The sequence below is a fragment of the Arcobacter sp. F155 genome, assembly GCF_004116455.1.
Classification (GTDB): domain Bacteria; phylum Campylobacterota; class Campylobacteria; order Campylobacterales; family Arcobacteraceae; genus Halarcobacter.
The window spans coordinates 360,030-385,033 of sequence record NZ_PDJU01000001.1; the positions used below are offsets into that span (position 1 = coordinate 360,030).

A 25,004-nucleotide genomic window follows, 5' to 3' on the forward strand; every position below is an offset into this window, starting at 1 on the left:
TTATACATAAAAACTACTAAGGACAAATTTAATGCAAATTCCCCATATTCCAGTGCTTTTTCAAGAGACTTTAGATGCTTTTGAAGATATAAATGATGGATATATTATTGATTGTACTACTGGTTATGGTGGCCATAGTGAAGGATTGTTAAAACAATATCCAAATATAAAGCTAATATGTAATGACCAAGATGATGAAGCTTTAGCATTTTCAAGTAATAGATTAAAAGAGTTTGAAGATAGAGTTACTTTTAATAAAGGAAACTTTGAGCATGTTATTGAAAAGTTTAAAAATGAGAATATAAAAGGTATTTTAGCTGATATTGGTGTTTCTTCTTTGCAATTAGATAAAGAAGATAGAGGTTTTGGTTTTGAAAGTTCAGTTTTAGATATGAGAATGAATCAAAACCAATCTTTAGATGCCTCTGTTGTTGTAAATACTTACTCTCAACATGAACTAGAAAGAGTATTAAAAGAGTATGGAGAAGTAAGAGAGTATAAAAAGGTTGCTTCTTTAATTGTAAATAATAGACCATTTTCATCTGCAAAAGAGTTATCAACTCTTTTATCAAAAAAAATGCACAAAGGAAAAATTCACCCTGCAACACTTCCTTTTCAAGGTATTAGAATAGAAGTAAATGATGAGCTTGGAGTTCTTGAAAGACTTTTTGATTCAATAGAGAGTGCAAACCTTAAAGACTGTACTATTGCGATTATCTCTTTTCACTCTTTAGAAGATAGAATTGTTAAAAACTATTTTAAAAAATGGAGTAAATCTTGTATTTGTCCAAATGATGCATTTAGATGTACTTGTGGAAATAATCACTCTTTAGGTAAGATAATTACAAGAAAACCAGTTATTCCTACAAAAGAGGAAATAAAACAAAACCCCCGAAGTAGAAGTTCAAAATTAAGGATTTTCAAATTTGATTAAACTTAACCCTAAAAATTCTCTTTTAATAGTATTAGGTACCTTAGCATTAGGTCTTATACTATTTTTTCCAAAGATTTTTTTAGCAAATAATATATATTATGTTAGTAAAGATATTAATAAACTTTATGCCCATTATATCTCTTTAAAAGAGGAAAATAAGTTTTTGGCTCAACAATTAGAAGATATGAAGTTTAAAAATCAAATTGAAGACTCTTTAATAATATATTCAATAGAAGAAGCTTATGATAAAAACAATAATTGAGTTCGCACTTAGAAAACCTATATTAAACCACTTTTTACTCTTCTTTTTATTAGTACTTTCAGTTTTTGCATATTTTAAAATACCAAAAGAGATTTTTCCTCCTGCTTCACTTGATGCCGTTGCTATTACTGGAACTTATGCAGGAGCAAGTTCTGATTTACTTGACAAAATGGCAGTTGAGGATTTAGAAGATGAACTTGTATCTTTAGAAGAAGCAAGTGACATTACCTCTATAGTTAAAAATGGATTTTTTTCTATAAATATAAAGTTAAAAAGAGGCTTTGAAGCTTCTGATGTACTTGATGATGTAAAAGATATAGTTACAAAAACAAAAGTAAATCTTCCAAGTGATATGGATGAACCTATAGTAAAAGAAGTAATAGGTGAGATCCCTTTAATTACAGTTGTTATTTATGGTGAAGATTCTAAAGAGAAACTTCTTGATGTAGCAGATGATGTTAAATCAAGAATCTCTGCACTTAAAGATTTAAGTTCTATTTCTATTTGGGGAGATTCAGATAAAGAGTTATTGGTTAAATTTGATGAAAACAGAATCTTAGCTTATGGCTTAAATCTTCAAGATGTAGTTAACTCTGTTCAAAATATAAGCTCTATTTTTCCTGCTGGTATTATAAAAGATAGTACACGACACTACTATTTAAGTACTTTTAATGGTGAAAAAGACATTAACAAGATTAAAAATACAATAATAAAAATAAATAACCAAAGGGTTTTATTAAAAGATATTGCAAATGTTGAGTTTAAACTTGCTGATGTAAATAATATCTCCCATTTTAATGGAAATAGAGATGTTTCTATTGGTATAAACAAAAGTGATACTGGTGATGCAATTGAGTTAGTAAAACAGATAAAAGAGATTTTAAAAGAAGCAAAAAGAGATTATCCTTCTTTATCCTTTGATACTCATACAGATACTTCTGTGTGGATTAAAAATAGACTTAATACTGTTGTTTCAAATATTTTGTTTGGACTTTGTCTTTTATTTATGGCCTTGTTCTATTTTATTAATGTAAGAATTGCCATTGTTATTGCAATTGGTATTCCAACTTCATTTATGATAGGGTTGATTTCAGCAGAAGCTATGGGTTATAGTTTAAATATGCTATCTCTGCTTGGGGCTTTAATTGCTCTTGGTATGCTAGTAGATGAAGCTATTGTTGTTGGAGAAAATATTTACAGACATATGGAGATGGGTAAAAATAGACTCCAAGCTTCACTAGATGGAGCATTAGAAGTTTATCCGGCTGTTTTAACTGCAACTGCAACTACTATCTTTGCTTTTTTACCAATTCTACTTATGACAGGTGAAGTAGGGAAGTTTATGAAAGTATTGCCAATTATGATTACAATACTTTTATTATCATCTTTAGTTGAAGCTTTCTTTTTCCTTCCTTTACATGCAAAACAGATATTTGATGTTCACAAAAAAGAGAAAAGATCAGATAGAATTTGGGAAGTAAATAAAAAAATCTATAGAACTATACTTAGTTTTCTACTAAAAAGAAAATATTTAGCAGTTATTGTTATGGTTATTTCTATTCTTATCTCAACTGTATTTATAGCATCACAGTCAAGGTTCCAGTTCTTACCAGATTTTGATTCTACACAACTATATATAAATGGTTCTGTTGGCGTTGGTAAAAAAATAGAGCAAACAGAAAAACTTGTTGAGCAAATAGAAAGAAAGATTATTGATGAATATGATTTTGCAAATAATATTGACTCTATCTCTTCTGTTACTGGTATGAAACTTGATGGTAAAAACCTTCCTCAAAATGAAGAGTTCTATTTTCAAATATTTGTAAATCTTTATGAAAGAGCTCCTCAAAATATTTTTGATAAATATATAAACCCTTATTTGTCTCCAAAATATGATGATACAAATATGATTAGAGAGAAATCAGCCCAAGAGGTTGAAGAAGAACTAAGGGCTCTTTTACAGCCTTTAATTAATAGTGGAAAATATGAAGAGTTTAAAATTACAATACCAGGTGCAGGTATTGTTAAAAATGATTTAGAGTTAGCTATTTCAGGAGCAAATACTAAAAATGTAAATAACTCAGTTAAAGTTATAAAAGATAAATTAAATGAAATAAATGGTGTTTCAAATGTAGCTGATGATATTTTAGTTGGAAATATAGAGTTAAAATTCAAAGTAAATGAGTATGGACAAAAGCTAGGTTTCACTGAAAACTATATTATCTCTGCTGTTAGACCTTTTTATTTTAAAGGCGCTTATTCAAAAATGTTTGATGATAAAGGTATTGTTGAAGTAGTTTTCCAAAGTAAAAATAAAGATGAATTATCTTCTTTAGATAGATTTGAAGTTCTAATTCCTGGAACAGCTCAAAAAGTACTTTTAAAAGATGTTGTTACTATAGTTAGAAAAAATGCTCAGTCTCAAATTTTTAAAGAAAACTCTAAAAGAATAGTTTCTGTAACAGCAAGTATTAATAAGGTTACTTCATCTGAAGTTTTCGAACAATTAAACCCAACTCTTGAAGAACAAAAACAGTTTGTAAATATAGATATAAAAGGGGAACAAGAAGAGAATGAAAAGGTACAAAAGGAGATGGCACAAGCTGCTTTATTAGCTATTATTTTAATCTTCCTTGCTTTAATATGGATGTTTGATTCTTTAGTTAAACCTTTGATTATAATTTCAACTATTCCTTTATCTATTTTTGGTGTTTTATTAGGTCATATAGTTTTAGGTTTACATATAACTATGCCAAGTTTAATAGGAATGGTAGGACTTGCAGGTGTTATAGTTAATGATGGAATTATTATGATGGATTTTATTAAAAAAGCTAAAAATTTAGATGAGATGCAAGATTATGCACTTATGAGATTAAGACCAATTTTATTAACATCAATTACAACAATCTTAGGACTTGCAACTTTAATGTTCTTTGCTTCTGGACAAGCTTTAATTTTACAACCTATGGCAGTTGCTTTAGGATTTGGTATTTTATGGGCAACAGTTCTAAACTTATATTATGTACCGATGGTATATAGACTTATTTATTTAAGAAAAGCAGAATAGTTAAAACTTTTCTGCTTTTTTTATGATTGATTTAATCATATTATTAAAAACTAAATAGTGAATTGGAATTAAACTATACCAATAGATTCTTCCAAATAATCCTTTTGGATAGAAGTAGGCTGATTGAATAAGCTTATTATCTTCAATTTTAAACTCAAGCCATGCAGTTCCTGGAACTTTCATTTGTGCATAAAGTAGTAGTCTTTCATTCTCTTTTATATCAACAACTTTCCAAAAGTCTAAACTCTCTCCTACACTAAGATTGTATTGATTTTTTCTTCCTCTTTTTAAACCAACTCCACCAAGCATTTTATCAATTAAACCTCTTATTTCCCAAAGAAAATCAAAGGCAAACCAACCATCTTTTCCACCAATACTAGTAAAACTTTTAAAGACTTGTTCTTTTGATAAGTCTTTTAATAGTAACTCTTTTCTATCTAAGAAAATTGCATCAGCAATCTCTTTATCGTGGTTTCTATCCCAGATTTTGCCAGAGTTGTCAGTATCGGACCAACGACTTATTACTTGATTGGTTTCAATCTCTTTAACAGCTCTTTTAACCGCTTCTATGTAAGAAATAGGGTGTATTTTTGGGAAGTATTTTTTTGCATTGTCGTTTTGAATAACAACTTCTGATTTTAGCCCTTCAATCAAAGCTTTAGCTACTTTAAACTGTACAGGAGTAAATAGGTTTAACCAATATGATGAAACATTTATAGAAAGAAAAGGTAAAGGTATTAAGACTCTTTTTAATCCTAAAGCTTTTGCTGTTTCTAGCATCATTTCTTTATATGTTAGTTGCTCACTTCCTATGTCAACTATTAAGTTTTCTTTTTCTTTTAGATAAATAGATTGCTCTAAGTAGTTTAAGACATCATCTACTGCTATAGGTTGAGCTTTTGTATTTACCCATTTTGGAGTTGTCATTATTGGAAGTTTTTCAGTTAGATTTCTTATTATCTCAAAACTTGTACTTCCTGAGCCTATAATAACTCCAGCTCTTATCCAAATAGTTTGGATATTTTTACTTGAACTTAAAACTTCACCAGTTTCTATTCTACTTAATAAGTGCTCACTTGTTTGTTCATTTTTAACTCCTAAACCTCCAAGATAGATGATTCTTTTAACACCACACTCTATAGCTGCATCTAAAAAGTTTTGAGCTGATTGTTTATCTAGATTTTTATAATCATTTCTTGAAAGAGAGTGAACTAAATAAAAAGCTGTATCTACATCTTTTAAAGCTTCTTTTAGTTTTTCTTTATTAAAAGTATCACCTTCTACAACGTCTATATTTGAAGGAAGGTTTTGAGATAAGGTTTTTTTATTTCTAACATATAATCTTAAATCTATATCTTGATTTTGTATGAGTCTTTGTTTTAATCTTCTACCGATATATCCAGTTGAACCTGTAAGTAATACTTTCATGATATATCCTTTTTTATTTTATTATAACATTAGAAAATATCTTTTAGTATGAATTTTATTACATTTAATAGTGAATTTATATATAGTCTCATAAAAGAGACTATATATTTAGAAGTTAAATTTTCTTTTTAGTTTAAAGAAGTAGATAATAGTTTTATATTGAATAAATATAAATGGAATCATTAGTAAAAAGTATGCAATAGAGTATTTTTCTACTACATTATTAAAAGTTAGTCCAAAATTGATAAAGAACATACCAAATACAAAAAATGCTACTCCTGGACAAATTAGAGCAAAGGATACTGAAGACCTTGTTTTTTCTTCATCAACATATGTTTCAAAGTATTTATTCATTTTCATAACTTTATAGCCTAAAATACCAAAGATAATTTGGATAGAAAGGATAGTAGAAGTTAGAGTAAATAAAGAGGATTTACTCATATTTGAATCAAAGTTATGGTCAAGTCCAAAAGATACTCTAATCATCATAATTCCTAAAAGAGTTAAAATAGGTAAGATAATCCATAATGAAGGACTAGCTTCTATTGAAATACCTTGTTCAAACATATTTTTGAATCCCATTGTTATTTTAATGATAAGTAATAAAATAGCAAAAGAACCAAAGAATATAGCTCCAAATATTCCTAATGCATTTATCACAATATTATGACTCATAGCACCAGGTGCCGCAAAACCAACTGAAACCATTGCCAATGCGAAGATTGAAATCATTTGAGAAAGATTATTGTTTTTTGTAAAATCAAACTCTCCTTTTACTAATAGTCTTGAAAAGTAAGTAAATATTATCTTCAATGCAAAATATCCAGCTACTACAAAACCAAGTAGGGCAAAAGGAAACATAAACTCAACTACAGACCATAAGTTAGGTACAAAAACAGCTCCTAAAACAAAACAAACATTAATTGTCATTGCATAAGTTAAAGGAATAGTCATAAGTGTGATTTCTGCATTTGAGTTCACAAGTGTTTTATAGTTGTCTGTTTTTTTATACATATTAAACTGTTTTGTATTCCAAATAAGTAGTTTAAAGTGAAAAAAGGCAAATAGTATAATACCTAATAAAGCAATTGCAATAGTAATAGATAACCATGTTCCTTTTATAAGCTCAGGAAATATATGGTTAAATGTTGCCATTGGTGTATCTTTGTGTGGAACTAAAAACATTAGATACATAAAAAATGATACAGATAGCCCACCGGAACCTAATGAAGCTAAAAAACACATAGGGTTGAATTTTTCTCTCAAAGTCATTTATATCCTTTAAATATAATTTTAAATTATGGAAATATACTTTAAAAACTATTAAAAATAGATTAGTAGTATTATAAGTTTAAATTATAAATATTAATTTGTAATTCAAATATTAAGGGCATACTTGATAATATTCCATATGTATAAAATTTCTGTCAGTAAAGAACTATTTAAAGATATCCAATTAAAAAAATTAAAGGTTTTAGAAAAGAGTACTTCTTCTTATTGGAAGAGAGAACTACTTGAGCCTAAAATTATAAATGACAAAATAAAATATAGTATTAAACAAATTGATAAAATAAAAATAACTAATGGTTTAGGTGAAGAGAAACCTCAAATGATTATTGAGTGTGAGAAGATAGATTATTCCTTTAAAAAAGACTTGTTTGAGTTTTATTTAGGAAGAATTATTGAACAAAAAAACTCAGACCTTGATGAAAACTATAAAGATACTTTAATACAAGAGTTATTAAGGGAAAGAGCTTTATTAGAAGACAATATGAATAGAGACCATTTAACAGGCATTTATAATAGACGTAAAATGGAAAATGATTTGTCTATGTTTATAAATCAAAACAATAAGGATTTATTAACTGCTATTTTTATAGATGCAGATAGATTCAAAAGTATAAATGATAATTTTGGTCATGATACAGGGGACAAAGCTTTAACTTATCTTGCTAAAAAAATAGAAAAGTATGCAGGCTTTTTAAATGGTGAAGTATACAGATACGGTGGGGAAGAATTTTTAATTTTATGTTTTCTTCCAAGATATGAAATAGAATCTAAACTAAATGAAATGAAAGAAGAGATAAAAGCTCACAAAATTTATCACCCAAAACAAGATGTAACTTTAACTGTTAGTATTGGAGTATCCTTTTTTAGTGATTGTAAAACAAAAGATGAAATGCTAAAAAGGGCAGATAGTGCAGTTTATCGAGCTAAAGAACAGGGTAGAGATACTATTATTTATAATTGATTAGAGAAAACTCTTACTTGACATAAAAAAAATAGTGGAGTATGATTATAAAATAAAGGAGTTTGTCATGAAACTGCTTGTTTTATTTTTTACTTTAACTATTGCTCTTTTTGCTTCAAATATTACTCACTTTGTTTATGAGGGAGCTATAAATCCTGCAAGTAGTGCTTTTGTTAAAAAATCTATCAAAGAAGCAAATAAACAAAACTCTCAACTTATAATTTTCGAACTTAACACACCTGGTGGTTTAGTATCTTCAACAAGAGATATTGTTACACAAATTTTAAATTCTAAAATACCAATTGTTGTTTATGTATCTCCTAAAGGTTCTAGAGCTGCAAGTGCAGGAACTTTTATCTTATATGCTTCACATATTGCAGTTATGTCTGAAGGAACAAATGTAGGAGCAGCAACACCTGTACAACTAGCATTTACAGAAGAAAAAAACAGTAAACTATCAACTATGCAAACAAAAACTATAAATGATGCAAGTGCATATATTAAAAGTTTAGCAAAACTTAGAAATAGAAATATACAGTGGGCTAAAGAGAGTGTAACAAAAGGTGCAAGTATAGATTCCCAAAAAGCACTAGAGCTTGGTGTTATTGATTTTATAGCAAATGATATGACTTCTCTTTTAAAAAAGCTCAATGGGTTAAAAGTTCAAATAGATAAAAAAACAGTTAAATTAGATACCACAAACTCAAAAGTAAACACTATAGAAGAGGGCTTTAAAATAAAGCTTTTATCTTATCTTTCTAATCCTAGTATTGCTTATGGCCTAATGCTTTTAGCTATTTATGGAATCTTTTTTGAGTTGATGAATCCTGGTTCTATTTTCCCTGGTGTAACAGGCTTAATAAGTGGTGCTTTAGCACTATATTCACTTAATATCTTACCTTTTGAGATAGCTGGCTTACTTCTTATTTTAATAGGACTTGTTCTTATGATTGCAGAAGTATTTATAGTAGGTTTTGGAATATTGGGTATAGGTGGAGTTATTGCCTTTGTCTTTGGTTCTTTAATACTATTTGATGAAAAGACACTAGGTATTGATATCTCTTTATCTTTAATAATTGCTTTTGCTTTAGTAAGTACAGCTATTTTTATATATTTACTTAGAATAATAATTCAAGAGAGGAAACAAAAAGCAAAAACAGGTATTGATGAAATGATAGGAGCTGTAGCAAAGGTTATCAAAAAGAAAGATGATATTTATAAAGTTGAAATTCATTCAGAAGTATGGAATGCAAAAAGTAATGAAGAGCTTGAAAAAGGTAAAGAAGTTATAGTAGAAAGTATTGATGGTTTAATACTTCAAGTAAAACCTAAAAAGGAGTAAGTTATGTTTATGACAGTTATATATACTGTTTTTATTGTTATAGCAATAATTGCAGCTTCAATTAGAATTTTAAAAGAGTATGAAAGAGGTGTAATCTTTACATTAGGAAGATTTACAGGAGTTAAAGGACCTGGTTTGATTTTGGTGATTCCTTTTATTCAAAAGATGGTAAAAACAGATTTAAGAACTATTGTACATGATGTTCCATCTCAAGATGTGATTTCACAAGATAATGTTTCTGTAAAGGTTAATGCTGTTGTTTATTATAGAGTAGTTGACCCTGAAAAGGCAATTATTCAAGTTGAAAGTTTTAATGATGCAACTTCTCAACTTGCACAAACTACTTTAAGGTCAGTTCTTGGAGGACACGACCTTGATGAAATGTTAGCAGAAAGAGAAAAATTAAATGAAGATATTCAAGAGATACTTGATAAACAAACAGATGCTTGGGGAATAAAAATCTCAAATGTAGAGATAAAACATATTGATTTAGATGAAAGCATGATACGAGCTATTGCAAAACAAGCAGAAGCTGAACGGCAAAGAAGAGCTAAGGTCATCAACTCAAAAGGTGAGCTTGAAGCCAGTCAAAACCTTTTGGAAGCAGCTAATGTGTTAGCAAATAACCCACAAGCACTACAATTAAGATATCTTCAAACATTAAGTGATATTTCAAGTGATAAAACAAATACTATTGTATTTCCTTTTGGAAGTGATTTAGGTAAGTTTTTTACTCAGAAAAGTTAGTGGTATAAAAATAGGGGAGTTAGGTGTAAACTAGAGTTTAAAAACTCTAGTTTTAAGATTACTTAGCGATTTGGTTAGCAATTGCTTCGATATCAGCATCAGAAAGACCAGCAACTTGACCTTTCATTAAACCTTTCATAGGTCCTCCGTAAGATCCATCTTTATAACCTTTCATTGCAGCAACAAATTCAGCTTTAGTCATATCTTTGATAATCTTAGATTTACCCATAGCAGCTTTTTCACCATTTGCACCATGACACGCAACACACTTTGCATATGGATTAGCAAATGCTGCACATGCAAGAATTGAAGTTAGAAGTAAAATTTTTCTCATTAGAGATCCTTTTTTTTAATTATTTCTTAGAATTTTAACCTAATAAACTTAATTTTGCTTTGATTTATATCAATACTAAATTAATTTTAAGCTAAGTAATTAAGAACGTTACTTTTGTACCAGATTTTATAAATTGATTGTGTAGAAATTGTGGAGTATTTGGGTGGTTGAGAACTAATATAGTTAAACTATATTAGTTGTCTTTAAGAAGCTCTTCTTTTAGTTCTTCTTTATTAATTTTACTTTTGTCACTAGGAACTAAAGGTAAAGATTTTTTATAAATTATTTTATTTGGAATCATATATGAAGCTAAGTGTTTTTTTAGTTCAAAGATTATCTCTTTTGAAGCAATCTCACTTCTTGCACTATAAACCATAACTATCTCTTCTTCTATCTCTTCATTTGGTATAGAGAAAATAGCACATTGGTCTATTTGAGGAAGATTGTTTGCAACAACTGATTCTATTTCAAAAGGACTTACTCTAAATCCTCTTGTTTTAATCATATCATCATGTCTTGAAACAAAATAGAAGTAACCTTCTTCATCTTTATAAACATAATCTCCAGTTGCGACAACAGTTTCATCTGTAAGTTGTCCTTCTAGGTTGATTACATCTTTTAAGATTTGAATAGATTTAAATCGTTCTTTTGTTTCTACAGGTGCATTCCAATATCCTTTATAGATATATCCACCTCTATGAATAAGTTCACCAACTTCTCTTGGTTTACACTCTTTTCCTTCTTCATTGATTACATATAATTCAACATCAGGAATAGCTTTACCAATAGAATCAGGTCTAATCCAGATTTGTGAAGGTTCTAAGTATGTTGATCTAAATGCTTCTGTAAGTCCATGCATTGAATAAAACTTTGCATCAGGGAAGTAGTTATCTAAATCTTTTAGCATCTTATGTGTAACATTACCACCAGAAGAAGTTAATACTCTAACTTTAGCTAGTAAATCTGCACTTGGAAGTCTATGCTCATCTTCATCAAACATAGAAGAAATATTAATAGGCATTAAAGGTACAACTGTAACTTCATCATTGATTAAGTGATTAAAGAAATCTCCCGCAAGAATAAATCTATGTAAAGCTAAAGTAGCTCTTTTATATAGTGAGCAGAAAATTTGATTTAATCCATAGTCAAGATTGAAAATAAGTGTTCCAGATATAACGTCATCTTCTTTTAAATCTAAGTATTGACTTACAACTCTTGCAGAGTCAATTAGGTTTCTATGAGAAATAACAATACCTTTTGGAGTACCTGTTAATCCAAATGAGTAAGTAATAACTGCATTATCATGACCACTTATTTCACAAGTATATGGTTTATTATAGTATTTGAAAATCTCTTCAAATGAAGCAATATCTTTGTGAGTAGTTTCATAAGATACAATATGTCCATCAAAATTAATCTCTTCAATTGACTCTAATTTTAATCTATCAGTAATAATACATTTGATATCACAATCTTTGATTATGTATTCAACTTGTTCTGACTTTAAAAGTCTAGTTAATGGAACAAGCACATAATCAGTAGATAAAATTGCAAGTATAGCAATTACTTGTTCTATACTTTTTGTAGAGTAGATACCAATTCTACTACCTTTTGGTAAATCTAATTCTCTTAAATAAAATGCTATTTGATTAACTTTTGTAAATAACTCTTTATACGTTATCTCTTTTTCATTAAATTTTATTGCAACTTTTTCTGGGTGAGATGCTTGTGCATCTTCAATAAGTGTTCTAATACAGTTAATAGACATAGTAATCTCCTTTACTTCTCTAACATTCCAAGAGTCCATACATCGTAATTATTATCCATTACAATTGTAGGGTTGTGTTGTGAATTTAATATTTTTTTATAGAAGAATGTTACTATATCTTCTATTTCTTCTTGTTTTAATACTTTTGTAATTCCACCTGTTAAAACAATAGAGTTTAAAGCATTTAGTTTTAAGTTTACATAGGCTTGTCTATATGCTGATACTTTACAAAGTACTAAGAAAATAGCAAGTTGCATTAAAACTCTTGTTGCTTTTTCACTTGTTTCATCAAAAATATGTTCAGTAACTTTTAAATGAGCTAATAGTTCATAAACAAACTCATTGTTTTTTGCTGCAAAGATTAAAGACTCTTTTGATTTGAAAACACCAAGTTTTTTAAATACAAGTCTATCATACTCATTTTCAGTTACCATATTCTCTTCAACTAAGTCTTTAGAGTAGTGAATATCCGTAGTTGCTCCACCAATATCAATTAAAATATATGGGTCAGCAACCTTAAATTTTGAATCAATCATAGGTAGAGTTTTATTTACAATATATGGAGTAGAGAAAATCTGATTAGAAGTAATATCATATAGGTGTTTGATATCTTCTTTCCCCATAATATCAGCTTGATAAAGGTTTGTTAAATACTCTTTTAGGTTTTCTTCTTCAACATGAAGTTTTTCATTTATGATATTTGGTAGTACTACTACATTTTCAATATTTTCTTTTAAAAATGCAGAGTCTTTTTCACTTCCAACATATACGATATTTGAGTAGTTTAAACCATCTAAGAACTTAAATAGTCTTTCATCAAAGATATTTGAAACAGAGTCAATTCCTCCAACAACTATTACTACATCAATTAACTCACTTGGAATAGAAGTTTTTTCAATATCTCTAAATAAAACAGTATCAATAATATTAATACCAGAATTAAAGGCAATATTTGTTGCATATTTTAAAGAAAAAGAATTCGTAACTCCAATAATAAGAGTACTTAAACCTCCATTTGCAGAAGAACAAATATGAATATTCTCTTTATCATAATCTTTGATGATTTCACCACATTTATAAGTTAAATCATCATAAATATCTTTGTTAAAGTCTCTAAAGTGTTGTTGTACATTATCTTTAGTACATAGTTTAAAGTATGTACTTCCTACATCAATTAATAGTTTATTTTCTAATTTACTCATTGCATAATTCCTATGTCATGGATGATATCATTTACAATAGATGTTGTATCTTTATTTAAATCACATTGATTTTTTTCATATTCAAAACATCTATCTGGAATTGGAACTTTTCCTCTTTTTATGATTCTAATATTTTTATTTCTATCTCTTACAGTAATCATTTCATTATTATTGATGATATGTGGAGAGAATGGCACATCAATTGTTCCATTTTTAATAGAGTTGAATACTTTTCTCCAAAGTGTATCTGCTGGGTCATTGAATACAGCTTCCATAATAGCCATAACTTCAGCAGTTAAAATCTCTTCTTCTTGCTCATCTACAATATTTGGTAAACCATTTAATATTCTAAGTAAATATTGTGTATTTGCTACTGTTTCTGCATTTGCCTCTTTTGTAGGAATACCAGAAGCTTCTTGTTTTGTTTTTGTAATAATCTTATTTGCTCCAACCATAGAGGCAATTACAGTACTCATATTTATAAGTTGAGATGCAAAGTTTTGATCCATTGGGAATGCTCCCATCCATTGGTGATAAACTAAATGTATATCTGCATCTGTTACACCAATTTGCTCAGAATAATGCTTAGCTAGTTTTCTAATAACTGCACCCATAACTATATCTTGATTCATAGAACCAGTTTGAGAGAATGATACAGAGAATGATTTAACACCTTCTTCTAAAGATAATAGCATCTCTAATAATTGAATTACAATAGTAATACAAGGAGGAACAAGTGTAGCTGTTAATGGTCCAAATGATTCTCTATTTATTGGTTCATTTAGTTTTGAATACTCAGCACAAACTCTTTCTACATATTTCCAGTAAAGGAATGCTTTATCTAAAGGAAAGTTTTTAGAGTAAGGTAGTAAATATGTAATTGGTCCACCTTCAATCTCAAAAATACCAGAAGCAATGGCAGTTTCTATTAAAAGTCTTGCATCAGGAGTACCATGTCTTAAAGAGATAGGTTTATTAAAGTGAGTCATCATTTTTCTTGATGTTCTATATCCATGGTTGATAAGTGGGTATCCATTTAGCATATCAACTTCATTTTCTTCACTAAGTCTTAGCATTTTCTTTGCAGTTGTATAGTCGTTTAATCTTGTATTTGAATCAATAGTACAAGGTAATACATCTACATCTGCTTTATCAAAAAACTCATAAAGTGCAAACATCTTGTCATATGTTGGGAAACCACCTCTTGGTTGAACAAGCATTTTGTTTTTTGTTTTGAAGTTGTAAGAGATAAATAAATCTTTTGAAGCATTTTTTACAAACTCTTCAACTTCTGCAAAATCAAAGTTATCAACGTATTCGTTGTTTAATATGATATTTCTTTCTTCTTGTAGTAAACTCATTAATTTCTTTCCTTCATGAATTTTTCTAACTCATCTAATCCTGTATTTAAATCAACTTGGTGAAATACCAAATCAAATCCATAGTTTTTAAACCTAGGAACAATATCAGAAGCATCCCCAGTTCCTACAACTAGGTTTCCACCAATCATAAATACTACATTATCAAGAAGATTTCCATACTTTGCTTTTAAGATTTTAACTTCTCTACACCAACCTTCAGCTTCTCCATTTAATGAAGAGATTAGAAGAATATCTGCGTTAGTTTCTACCACTGCATCAACAAACTCTTCTAAGTATGTATTTACACCTAAGTTAAATACTTCAAAGCCTCTAGCTTGCAGTGAAAGTTCTATAAGTCTGTTTGCTACAACGTGGATGTCGTTTCCAACTACACCTGTTACTACTTTCATTTGATTACCTACATTTTGATTATTATTAAAAGGCAAATAGTTTAGCTAAAAGTAGGTTACATTTCTATTAGAATGATTTATGAAAGTACCAAGAAACCACAACTACTTACTTTGTTTCGTAAAAGTTGTGAAATTGTTTTAAGTTAATTGTTTACTAAAGAATATTTAGATTAATGTCATTTATTGAGTCTTTTGCTATTTTTTTAGCTAATTTAGTGTTGTACTCTTTTATTAGTTCATCTTTATTTGCAGGTATATGATATGTTGGGTTAAAAGAGTATTTTATGTTTTTACATACATTTTTAGAAAAGGATTGTTTATAAACTTTAGAGAAAAGTACTTCTTTATTTTTTGATATTAAATCTATTTTTGTTTCTAGATTAAACTCTTTTTTCTTACAAGGGATTTGTACTTTTCCATATTCTATACATTTTCTTGAGTTGTTCACAATTTTATAGTTTAAACATTTTTCAGTATTTGTAGGTTTATAAAAGTACTCAAAATTCATATTTGAGTTTAATATCTCAGTTTTAATAGTTGCATCTGTTTTTTCTTTTTTTGTTGCCAGCTTTTTATTGTTTTGTTTGCTAATCTCTTTTGTAAGATGCTCTTTTAAGTTTAAATTGTCATTTTCTATATGACTTATGTAAATAGCTTCGATTTTTTTAGTAACTTTTGTTTCTTTTGCATTTGTTAAATCATTTTTTTTGTTACTACAAGAAACTATAAATAGTGATAAAACCACTATAAATAGGGTGTTTAATACAGTTTTCATAAAATCTCCTTGCTATTAGAATTGAAATTATAGTATAAAAAAATTAATTAATTAAGATAATTAACACACAATTAACATTTTTATATTAAACTTACACCATAAGAAAATTAAAAACCTCCTACTACTAAATAATTTTAATTTTCGTCATCATTACAACTGAATATAATTGAATATAGCCTCACTTTCTTAAGTGGGGCTTTTTTTTTCTTGATTTTAATACAAATTGATATATCATTATCAAAATTTTTTAGGGAAATAATGGAAAGTATTAGTATTCTAACAATTATTACAATAGCATTTTTAGGTTCTTTTGGACACTGTATAGGTATGTGTGGAGGAATTGTAGTTGCTTATTCAAGTACAAAAGTAAATAGTACTTGGAATAAAACTAAACAAGCAAGTTCTCATGTTCTTTACTCATTTGGAAGAATTACTACTTATGTGATATTAGGTGCTATTTTTGGTTTTGTTGGTTCTGTTGTAACTTTTGATAATACAACTAATGGAATACTTCTCATTGTAACTGGAATTTTAATGGTTTTAGTAGGGCTTTCTCTTAGTGGAAAGTTGAAGTTTCTAACTTCTATTGAGCACTCTGTATCGAAATCTGAACTTTATCAAAAAAGTTTTAGAAAACTTTTGAGTTCTGATTCTTTGTTTAGCTTCTATTTTCTTGGTATGTTAAACGGTCTACTTCCTTGCGGTTTTGTTTATGTTTTTGCAATAACAGCAGCAAGTACAGCAAGTGCTATTTGGGGTGCTTTTGTTATGCTTATATTTGGTCTTAGTACTCTTCCTGCGATGTTCTCTTTAGGTTTTTTTGTTGGGATTTTTAAACAAGTTGCTCTAAGAAATTTATTTATTACTTTAGCTTCTATCTTAGTAATTTTATTTGGAGTTTATACTATTTACAATGGTTATAACTTCATGAATGGTGAAACTAAAACTATACTTACACCTTCTAATTAGTTTGTTACAACTAGATTACCTTTATGTTTATTACATAGAATTCCACAAAATTTATAAGGAGGTAATAAAGTATGGTTAAAAGTTTTAAAAAATACTTCTCATTTTTTGGTATATTAAATGCCACTACAAGCGTAAAAATAAACTCACTTCTTAATAGTTTAAACTACCTAATAAATATTGATATACCAAAGATTATGAAAAAACTTCATGTTTCGCAATTAAAACCCATCAAACTTTATTCTACTAACAAATGCAACACACAAGGAAAAAATTAATGCAAAAGAAAACTACATGTTTAAGCGTAGTTGCTTCGCTTTTTTTAGCAACAAATCTTTACTCGCAAACTGAACAATTATCAAGTATCGAAGTTACATCTTCTTATTTAAGTTCAAATGAAAAAACAGCAACATTCTCAACTGAAATCTATACAAAAGATGAAATAGAAAAATCAAAATCTAAAGATGTATATGACTTTTTAAATTCACAAACATCAATTAATATTGCACCTAATTACGGTAATACTTTTACTCAAAAAATTGATTTAAGAGGATATGGTATTGGTGATGGATATCAAAATGTAGTAGTAACAGTAAATGGAAGAAAACTTAATAATATTGATATGCAATCACAATTATTATCTTCAATACCTTTAGAAAGTATTGAAAAAATTGAGATTATAAAAGGAAGTGGTTCTGTTCAATATGGTGATGGAGCAAATGCAGGAGTTATAAACATCATAACAAATGGTAAAAATGATAACTATGTTATGGCTCATATGGGAAATGATGATACAAAAGGTGGCACTTTAAGTTTAGGTTTCAATAATGAAAACCTAATTATTAATGCTTTAGTAGACTATAGTTCTACGAATGGAACAAGAGAAGATAGTTTAAATAATAAAGACTCAAACCATAATAGAAATAGAAAAGTTGAAGTAATCTATTTTCCAACTGAAAACTTAGAGTTAAGAGCAGGAAGAACACTTTCTGATATGCGTTTAAAATATGCAGGTCCTTTAACAAAAGATAAATATAAAAATAATCCAAATCAATCAAATGGTTTTACGGAACAGTATTTTAATAGTTATTTAACAACTTTAGGTACAACTTATAACTTGAATGAAAACTACTCATTTGATGTAAACTATAATAGAGAAGATAAGTTGAGTAAATTTGTTGGAAGTTCTGAATCTCAATATGAGTATGAATCATTTAATACTTCTTTTAATATAAAAAAAGATAATTATTCTATTGTGATTGGAGCAGACACTTTTGATGGAGATAGAATAAAATCTACAAATGTTACAAACAAGACAAATAAAGCACTATTTGTATCTGCTGATTATCAGTTTTCAAAAGATTTAAAAGTGTCAGCAGGTCTTAGAAGAGAAAAAGTAGAGTATGACTATAATCCGTCATCAGGAGATAGTTTAAGTACAGCTGAGTATTTAAATGCTTATGATGTAGGGATTAATTACTCTTTATCTGATTCTTCATCTATTTTTGCAAACTATAACAGAGCTTATCAAACTCCTGATATTGATAGGTTTTTTTCTTCAACTTTGACTAATGTAGGAGGTACATGGATTGAAACAGTATCTTCTTTTAATGGTTTTATTGATTCGGCAAGAGTAAGAAATTATACTATTGGATATAATAATATTCAAAAAAATAATAAGCTTAAGGTTTCAATTTTCAGAAGTGAATTAACTAATGAAATTTATTACTATAAAACAGGACCTTTTAGTGGTATTAATACAAATATTGATAAATCTCATAAATATGGTATAGAGATTTTTGATAAATATATAATTAATAAAAATTTATATACTTCAATTAACTACTCTTATATTATTTCAAAAATTGATAAAGAAGATGAAGGAAACGGAGCTTATAATGGTAAGGACTTACCTGGGGTATCTAAGCATAATCTTACACTAAATTTAGGATATACTTACAAAAAATTAAATACAATATTATCTCATACTTATAGAAGTAGTGCCTATGCCGCAAATGATTTTGAAAACAATTTTGACCAAAAACAAGAAGCTTATAACTCAACAGACTTAAGTGCTTCTTATAACTTTAAAAATATTGAGCTTTTTGCAAAAATTCAAAATCTTTTTGATAGAAAAAATGGTTTATGGATAAGCGATGACAATATCTATCCAGTTAACTTTGAAAGAACATATTATGCAGGAATCAAGTATAAATTCTAATGAAAAAATATTTATTAACTCTTCTTTTTATTGTTAATTTATCTGCCAATACTCAAAGTGAGCAAAGAATTATAACACTATCTCCTTCTTTAAATGAGATAGTGTTTGCTCTTGGTAGTGGTAAAAATATAGTTGCTAATACACAGTATTGCAACTATCCTGAAGAGTCTAAAAATATACCTAAAGTTGGTGGTTATGCTTCAATATCATTAGAAAAAATGTTAAAAGCAAAGCCAACTTTAGTTCTTGCTCAAAACTATGATGAACAATTACTTGCAAACTTAAAAAAACTAAATCTAAACTATCACTCTTTTAAAACTGATAATTTATCTTCCATAAAAACTACAATCAATAGTGTGTCAAAACTTGTTGGAAAACAGCAAAAAGCAGAAGAACTTATTTCAAATATTGATAAAAAGTTAAATGAAGTTTCAAATATAGTAAAAGACAAAGATATTTTAATAGTAATTAGCCCAAGAAAAGACTTGAATAAATCTATTTACGTAACAGGAAACAATCTATATTTTAATGATATAATTAAAGCTTCGGGAAACAAAAATGCATACAAGTCTAAAAGTCTTGCTCAGCCTGTTGTAAATGTTGAGAAGATAATACATATGAATCCTGATATTATAATTTTACTTGCACCTTATATTCACGACAATAAGATTAGTTTTGATGAGTTAAAAAAGCCTTGGAGAAAACTTCCCGTAAAGGCAAGTAAAAATGACAATATCTATATTATAGATAAAGAGTATGCAGGAATTCCTAGTCACAGAGTAGTTTATTTTATGGAAGATTTTAAAGATATATTAGTAAATGTTAGAGATAAATAGTTTTTCAAATCATATTTTAAAAGATATTTCATTTTCTTTGAAAGAGAATGAAAATCTTATAATCCTTGGTGCCAATGGAGCAGGGAAATCAACCTTAGCAAAAGTTCTTTCAAATCTTATCTCAAATGACAAAGTAATACTACAAAATAAAAATATTACTTCTTTAGATGATAATCAAAGAGCAAAATTAATAAACTATATTCCTCCAAAACTTGAAATATTTGATGAGTATATCTCTGTTTACGAGTTTTTAGAATTATCTTTTATAGAGAACATAAATAAAGAAAAAATTGATAAAACAATAGCTTTACTAAAACTAGAAAAAATCAAAAATAGGGCTTGTAATGACCTAAGTTCTGGGGAAAAACAGCTTTTATTACTTGCTTCAAGTATTATTCATAATGCTAAGATTACTATCTTTGATGAATTAACTGCAAATATGGATATCACAAGAGTAAAAGAGGCTTTTGAGATTTTTAATTCACAGTATTTACAACAAAAGATAATCATAACTCATAATTTAGACTTAGCTTTTCATTTAAAATACAAAGTTTTATATTTAGATGATGGAGAAGTTAAGTTCTTTGGAGAAAGTTCTGAGTTTTTCTCAAAAGAGATTTTAGAAAAGATTTATCATAACTGCCTAGAAGTAGTAAATAATCACTTGGTGGTTAAATTATGAGTTCAATGAAATATTTAGCTTATACTTTAAGTGTGGTATTGATTTTTTCTTCATGTTTTATTGGAGAAACTACTATTTCTTTAAATGAAATATTTGATAGTTCAACTACTTCATATATGATATTTTGGGAGCTTAGAGTTCCAAGAATTATCTTAGCCTTTTTTGTTGGAGCTGTTTTAAGTCTTAGTGGGCTTATTTTCCAAACTATTTTTAAAAATATTTTAATAACACCTTATACTTTAGGAATAGCAAGTGGAACAACACTTTTTACAGCTATTTCAATAGTGTTTTTTCCTATGGTAGCTCTTTATATCTCAGGTATATTAGGCTCTTTTATCACTATTTTTATTCTATATTTTATTTCAAAACAGATAAACAAAAATGCAACTTTTGCTTCAACTAATTCTATTCTTTTAATAGGTATTGCTTTATCGTTTTTCTATTCATCAGCATTGATGTTGATATTCTTTTTAAGTACTTTGCAAGAGAACTATTCTATTGTAAGGTTTACCCTTGGAAGTCTTGATGTAGTAGGGTATAACAGCTCTTTAGCTGTGTTTTTAGTTGCCCTTATTCTTTTAGTTGTATCAATGATAAAAAGAAAAGATATAAAACTTTTACTTCTTTCAAATGATATTGCATTTTTAAAAGGACTAAATGTAAATAGATTAAATCTAATACTTCTTATGACTATCTCTTTAGCTGTTGGAGTTAGTATTAGTTTTGTAGGTCCAATTGGTTTTGTAGGACTTATTATTCCACATATTTTAAGACTTATTTATAAACAAAGTGCCGATAAACTTATTTTGCCAGTATTCTTCTATGGTGGTGTGTTTTTAGTGCTTTCTGATTTGATTTCAAGGGTTTTAAATACGGCTTCTTCTTTACCTATTGGAGTTGTTACTTCATTTATAGGTGCGCCGTTTTTTGTATATTTACTATTTAGAAAACATAAGAAAAAAACTTAAAACTATAAGAATAAAGATATCAAATCTTAGTTTGAAATCTAGTGCTTTTTTTACATCTTCTTTTTCTATATTTTTTTTACCATCTCCAAAATAAGGCTTTTCTTTAACTTTTCCAAAGTACGAAGTAGGTCCTCCTAAAGAGACATTTAAAACTAGTGCCATTGCTGAGATTGGATGTCCAGCATTTGGACTTTCATGTTTTTTCCCGTAGTTATAAAATGCTTTAAAAGCTTTTTTTGAAAAGAAAAGTAGGGCTATTAAAAGTGCAGTTATTCTAGCTGGAAAGAAGTTCACTACATCATCAAGTTTAGCTGCAAACTTACCAAAGTTTTCGTATTTTTCATTTCTATATCCAACCATTGAGTCTAAGGTATTAATTGCTTTATAAATGAAAGCTCCTGCAAGTCCAAAAAAGAGCATGTAAAATATTGGAGCAACAACCCCATCACTTAAGTTTTCAGCATAAGTTTCAATGGCAGCTTTATTTATATCACTTTCACTCATTTCCTTTGTATCTCGACTTACAAGCATAGAGATGGCATGTTTAGGATTGTCTGAGGATATTACTTCTTTTACACTATCATAAAGCATTTTAGAAGAGATAGTAAAAGAGCAAAGTAGGGCTTGAAAATATATATTATCAATTTTACTTAATAAAAAAGTAACTATAAAAACAAGAGACAATAAAGAGATAGTTAATAAAAAACCTCTAAAGATACAGTCTTCATAAAACTTTTTTTCAAACCACTTTATATAGTTTCCAAAAAGAATAATAGGGTGATAAAGAGTTTTGATTATATGAAACTCTCCAAAAAGAAAGTCAATCAAATATGCGAAAAATAGTAGTTCTAAATACATTTTTCTATTTCACTAAAGGCTTTTTCTAAAAGTTTGATACTCTTCTTACTTTTTACTGCAATTCTTACATGATATTTACCTAAAAAATCAAAGTTAGAACAGTCTCTTATCATGATTTTATAGGGTATTAGTTTTTCTTGTAACTCTTTTGCTTTAATACCTTTTATTTTTACTAAAATATAGTTAGCTTCGCTTTTATGTATCTCTTTGATAAAAGAGTGTTTCTTAACTGTAGAATACAATAATTCTAGGTTTTCTTTATTTTTCTTTTTAGCTTTTTTGTAGAAGTTTTTATATTTTAAAACCTCTATTAAATAGGTCATATCAAAAGTAGAAAGTTTCCACATGGGCTCTTTTTCTTTTAGTTTTTTGATATTTTCTTTTGATGAGATAATAGTTCCAACTCTAATTCCGGCACTTGAATAAAACTTTGTCATAGATTTTAGAATATAAAGTTTGTCATACTCTTTTAAGTATTTTGTTGCTGATTCATGGTTTGTAAACTCTAAAAAGCTTTCATCTATCAAGATTGCGCACTCTTTTTTTATCCATTGTTTTAGTAGTTTCTTTATGTCATAACATTTTGCATCAGGTGTTGAAGGATTTACAAATATTACAAATGAACCTTTTTTAACTTCTTTATTCATATCTTTAAATCTATTGATTAAATCAATTTCATATTCAAAGTTTAGTGCTGCTTTTTTGTATTCTAAGTATGCAGGAGAGTAAATAGTACAATGCTTTAAGTTCAAATTTTCAAAGAGTTTGAAGATGGCAGAACTACCACCATTATATAGTTCAATTTCTGACTTCATTACGTTGTAATGGTTTGAAATAGCCTTATAAAGCTTGTCATAATTCGGGTATGAAGATATATCTAAACTATTAAAATCAATATCAAGTTTTGGTTTTAGAAAGTTTATATTTGAAGATAAATCAATTACTTCTTCAATTTGACACTTTGCTTTTTTTGCAAAACTTTTTATATCTCCACCATGTTCAAACTTTTTCATTAGTTTTCTAAAACCTCTCCTGTTCTTAGAGCATGTGCCCAATCAGGTCTTCCATTATCTTCTGCTTTTTTTGCTGCTTTTTCATAGTCATATGCAACTCTTACTTGCTCAACACTATATTGATTTTCTTCTACTGTTAAAATAGTATAGGCTGCATGTGGTGTATGGTTTTGCATTTTATGTTTAATTGGAAGTTCATCTTCATATGCTTGTAGTCCTACAGAACCTGGATTTATAACTATTTGCCCAGAGTTTAACTTATGAACTCTAGGTAAGTGAGAGTGTCCACAAAAGATAAAAGGGGCTTTAATATTATCTGTTAGTTTGATAATCTCTTCATCACTTCTTAAATTTATTTCGCCATTTGAAATATCTTCTAATAAGTACTGGCTATCATCAAAGTATGTTCCATGAACCATATAATATGTACCACCAATGATTTTTTCAAACTGCAAGTCTTGAATCCAGTATAAAACTTCTTCTCCTAAGTCTTCATATGTATATCTTAAAGTAGGGTTTTCTTCTAGTTGAGCAAGACTTGCTTCAAGGATTTCTCTATCTTGATTTCCACAGATATTTATGAATTTATTCTCTCTTATAAGTTCATATGTAGCCCTTGGTTCAATTGGTCCATAAAACATATCTCCAAGATTTAAAACTACTTCAATATTTCTATTTCTAATATCTTTTATTACTTCTTGTAAAGCATAAATATTTCCATGTATATCAGATAAAATTGCTATTTGCATTAATTTCCTTTTTGTCTTATTATTTTTTAACTTATTTGTTTTTTAACTCTCCATCAAGTTCATATTTGTTTAAATATCCTCTTGGTGTTAAAACTTTTCCATTTTTAGTTAGTTTTGAATTTGAATTGCAAATTATAATAAGTGTTGACATAGAAACAGCTGGATGTTCAATATCTTGGTCTATTAAATCTTGGGTTGTAGTAACTGTTATTTTCTCTTTTTCATCTCTTCCTACATGTGAAGCAATAATTGCTATTCTATCTTGATACCCATCTTCTAAGGCTCTTAAGAAATTTTGATAAGGAAGAATTCTTTTTTTAGACTTTGGATTATAAATACCTAAAACAAAGTCACAATCAAGTGCTGCTTTTACTCTTTTATCAATTAAATTTATATCTGTAAGTCTATCAGATAGTGAGATGATAGAAAAGTCTTGTGATACAGGTGCTCCAACTTTACTTGCTGCTGCTAAAAATGAAGTAACACCAGGAAGAGAGATAAGTTCAACTTCATCCCATAAATCTTTTTCATCCATAATTTCAACTATTAGTGTTGCCATTCCATAAACATTTGCATCTCCATTTGATACGATACAAGTAGTTTTGCCTTGGCTTGCATATTCAATTGCTTGATTACATCTTTCTATTTCGTGTGTCATTCCTGATGTAAATAGCTCTTTTCCTTCAATTAACTCTTTTAACTCTCTTGCATATTTAGTATATGAAACTACAACTTCACATTCTGCTAATGCATTTCTAGCTTCTGGAGTGATATAAGATGTTCCACCAGCTCCTGAACTAACTATATATAATTTTTTTGCCATTTATTTT

The 25,004-nt window shown here is 28.1% G+C and carries 23 protein-coding genes; 11 read left to right on the top strand and 12 right to left on the bottom strand.

The features are described from left to right. Nucleotides 1–31 precede the first annotated feature (31 nt). Genes rsmH through CRV03_RS01800 form a run of 3 tightly spaced genes read left to right on the top strand, consistent with a single transcriptional unit; the run spans nt 32 to nt 4,263 of the window. On the top strand, nt 32–934 hold the full coding sequence (gene rsmH, locus CRV03_RS01790; protein ID WP_129083424.1) for a 16S rRNA (cytosine(1402)-N(4))-methyltransferase RsmH: 903 nt from the start codon (nt 32–34) through the stop codon (nt 932–934). Then, nucleotides 927–1,196 carry a hypothetical protein gene (locus CRV03_RS01795; protein ID WP_129083425.1) on the top strand — a complete coding sequence of 90 codons (270 nt, stop codon included), beginning with the start codon at nt 927–929 and terminating at the stop codon, nt 1,194–1,196. The genes rsmH and CRV03_RS01795 overlap by 8 nt, the downstream gene beginning before the upstream one ends. Next, nucleotides 1,177–4,263: an efflux RND transporter permease subunit gene (locus tag CRV03_RS01800; protein WP_129083426.1), complete on the top strand. Its 3,087-nt coding sequence runs from the start codon at nt 1,177–1,179 to the stop codon at nt 4,261–4,263. Before CRV03_RS01795 ends, CRV03_RS01800 begins: the two co-directional genes overlap by 20 nt. Here CRV03_RS01800 and CRV03_RS01805 read toward each other — a convergent pair whose 3' ends face one another. Both CRV03_RS01805 and CRV03_RS01810 read right to left on the bottom strand, forming a co-directional pair. Beyond that, nucleotides 4,264–5,691: an SDR family oxidoreductase gene (locus CRV03_RS01805; protein ID WP_129083427.1), complete on the bottom strand. Its 1,428-nt coding sequence runs from the start codon at nt 5,689–5,691 to the stop codon at nt 4,264–4,266. Between the two features lie 108 nt (nt 5,692–5,799). Further along, nucleotides 5,800–6,963, bottom strand: coding sequence for a hypothetical protein (locus CRV03_RS01810; protein WP_129083428.1), 1,164 nt, complete (start codon nt 6,961–6,963; stop codon nt 5,800–5,802). A 124-nt stretch (nt 6,964–7,087) separates the two neighbouring features. Here CRV03_RS01810 and CRV03_RS01815 point away from each other — a divergent pair, with 124 nt between their 5' ends. The 3 genes from CRV03_RS01815 (at nt 7,088) to CRV03_RS01825 (ending at nt 10,031) form a co-directional block, all read left to right on the top strand. After that, nucleotides 7,088–7,942, top strand: a complete 855-nt coding sequence (locus CRV03_RS01815; RefSeq protein WP_258238976.1) for a GGDEF domain-containing protein — start codon at nt 7,088–7,090, stop codon at nt 7,940–7,942. Nucleotides 7,943–8,009: 67 nt separating this feature from the next. Continuing rightward, nucleotides 8,010–9,284, top strand: coding sequence for a nodulation protein NfeD (locus CRV03_RS01820; protein ID WP_129083430.1), 1,275 nt, complete (start codon nt 8,010–8,012; stop codon nt 9,282–9,284). Nucleotides 9,285–9,287: 3 nt separating this feature from the next. Next, nucleotides 9,288–10,031: a slipin family protein gene (locus CRV03_RS01825; protein ID WP_129083431.1), complete on the top strand. Its 744-nt coding sequence runs from the start codon at nt 9,288–9,290 to the stop codon at nt 10,029–10,031. 58 nt (nt 10,032–10,089) lie between these two features. Here the strand turns inward: CRV03_RS01825 and CRV03_RS01830 are convergent, their stop codons facing one another. The 6 genes from CRV03_RS01830 to CRV03_RS01855 all read right to left on the bottom strand — a co-directional run bounded on the left by CRV03_RS01830 (nt 10,090) and on the right by CRV03_RS01855 (nt 15,881). Then, the gene (locus tag CRV03_RS01830) at nt 10,090–10,365 is read right to left on the bottom strand and encodes a c-type cytochrome (protein WP_129083432.1); all 276 of its coding nucleotides are present in this window, start codon (nt 10,363–10,365) and stop codon (nt 10,090–10,092) included. Nucleotides 10,366–10,558: 193 nt separating this feature from the next. After that, complete coding sequence (locus CRV03_RS01835) at nt 10,559–12,133, bottom strand: AMP-binding protein (protein ID WP_129083433.1); 1,575 nt, start codon at nt 12,131–12,133, stop codon at nt 10,559–10,561. 11 nt (nt 12,134–12,144) lie between these two features. Beyond that, nucleotides 12,145–13,335 carry a glutamate mutase L gene (locus CRV03_RS01840; RefSeq protein WP_129083434.1) on the bottom strand — a complete coding sequence of 397 codons (1,191 nt, stop codon included), beginning with the start codon at nt 13,333–13,335 and terminating at the stop codon, nt 12,145–12,147. Continuing rightward, the gene (locus CRV03_RS01845) at nt 13,332–14,696 is read right to left on the bottom strand and encodes a methylaspartate mutase (protein ID WP_129083435.1); all 1,365 of its coding nucleotides are present in this window, start codon (nt 14,694–14,696) and stop codon (nt 13,332–13,334) included. Before CRV03_RS01845 ends, CRV03_RS01840 begins: the two co-directional genes overlap by 4 nt. Further along, complete coding sequence (glmS, locus tag CRV03_RS01850; RefSeq protein ID WP_129083436.1) at nt 14,696–15,106, bottom strand: methylaspartate mutase subunit S; 411 nt, start codon at nt 15,104–15,106, stop codon at nt 14,696–14,698. The genes CRV03_RS01845 and glmS overlap by 1 nt, the downstream gene beginning before the upstream one ends. A 154-nt stretch (nt 15,107–15,260) precedes the next feature. After that, nucleotides 15,261–15,881, bottom strand: coding sequence for a hypothetical protein (locus CRV03_RS01855; RefSeq protein ID WP_129083437.1), 621 nt, complete (start codon nt 15,879–15,881; stop codon nt 15,261–15,263). Between the two features lie 258 nt (nt 15,882–16,139). On the opposite strand from CRV03_RS01855, the gene CRV03_RS01860 reads away from it, so the two are divergent. The 5 genes from CRV03_RS01860 to CRV03_RS01885 all read left to right on the top strand — a co-directional run bounded on the left by CRV03_RS01860 (nt 16,140) and on the right by CRV03_RS01885 (nt 21,554). Next, nucleotides 16,140–16,850 (top strand): sulfite exporter TauE/SafE family protein, encoded by a 711-nt coding sequence (locus tag CRV03_RS01860; RefSeq protein WP_129083438.1) that lies wholly within the window; start codon nt 16,140–16,142, stop codon nt 16,848–16,850. 274 nt (nt 16,851–17,124) lie between these two features. Beyond that, nucleotides 17,125–19,068, top strand: a complete 1,944-nt coding sequence (locus tag CRV03_RS01870) for a TonB-dependent siderophore receptor (protein ID WP_129083440.1) — start codon at nt 17,125–17,127, stop codon at nt 19,066–19,068. Beyond that, entirely contained in the window at nt 19,068–19,904 is an 837-nt protein-coding gene (locus tag CRV03_RS01875) for an ABC transporter substrate-binding protein (RefSeq protein WP_129083441.1), read from the top strand. The genes CRV03_RS01870 and CRV03_RS01875 overlap by 1 nt, the downstream gene beginning before the upstream one ends. Then, nucleotides 19,888–20,586, top strand: coding sequence for an ABC transporter ATP-binding protein (locus CRV03_RS01880; RefSeq protein WP_129083442.1), 699 nt, complete (start codon nt 19,888–19,890; stop codon nt 20,584–20,586). The genes CRV03_RS01875 and CRV03_RS01880 overlap by 17 nt, the downstream gene beginning before the upstream one ends. After that, nucleotides 20,583–21,554, top strand: a complete 972-nt coding sequence (locus tag CRV03_RS01885; protein ID WP_309109180.1) for an iron ABC transporter permease — start codon at nt 20,583–20,585, stop codon at nt 21,552–21,554. The genes CRV03_RS01880 and CRV03_RS01885 overlap by 4 nt, the downstream gene beginning before the upstream one ends. Here CRV03_RS01885 and cbiB read toward each other — a convergent pair. From cbiB to CRV03_RS01905, 4 genes are read right to left on the bottom strand one after another with little or no spacing between them, the layout of a single operon-like run. Then, complete coding sequence (gene cbiB / locus CRV03_RS01890; protein ID WP_129083443.1) at nt 21,525–22,412, bottom strand: adenosylcobinamide-phosphate synthase CbiB; 888 nt, start codon at nt 22,410–22,412, stop codon at nt 21,525–21,527. The genes CRV03_RS01885 and cbiB overlap by 30 nt on opposite strands. After that, the gene (locus CRV03_RS01895) at nt 22,403–23,425 is read right to left on the bottom strand and encodes an aminotransferase class I/II-fold pyridoxal phosphate-dependent enzyme (RefSeq protein ID WP_129083444.1); all 1,023 of its coding nucleotides are present in this window, start codon (nt 23,423–23,425) and stop codon (nt 22,403–22,405) included. Before CRV03_RS01895 ends, cbiB begins: the two co-directional genes overlap by 10 nt. After that, nucleotides 23,425–24,174 (bottom strand): metallophosphoesterase, encoded by a 750-nt coding sequence (locus CRV03_RS01900; RefSeq protein WP_129083445.1) that lies wholly within the window; start codon nt 24,172–24,174, stop codon nt 23,425–23,427. The genes CRV03_RS01895 and CRV03_RS01900 overlap by 1 nt, the downstream gene beginning before the upstream one ends. Before the next feature lie 31 nt (nt 24,175–24,205). Continuing rightward, the gene (locus CRV03_RS01905) at nt 24,206–24,997 is read right to left on the bottom strand and encodes a precorrin-3B C(17)-methyltransferase (protein ID WP_129083446.1); all 792 of its coding nucleotides are present in this window, start codon (nt 24,995–24,997) and stop codon (nt 24,206–24,208) included. Nucleotides 24,998–25,004: the final 7 nt, after the last annotated feature.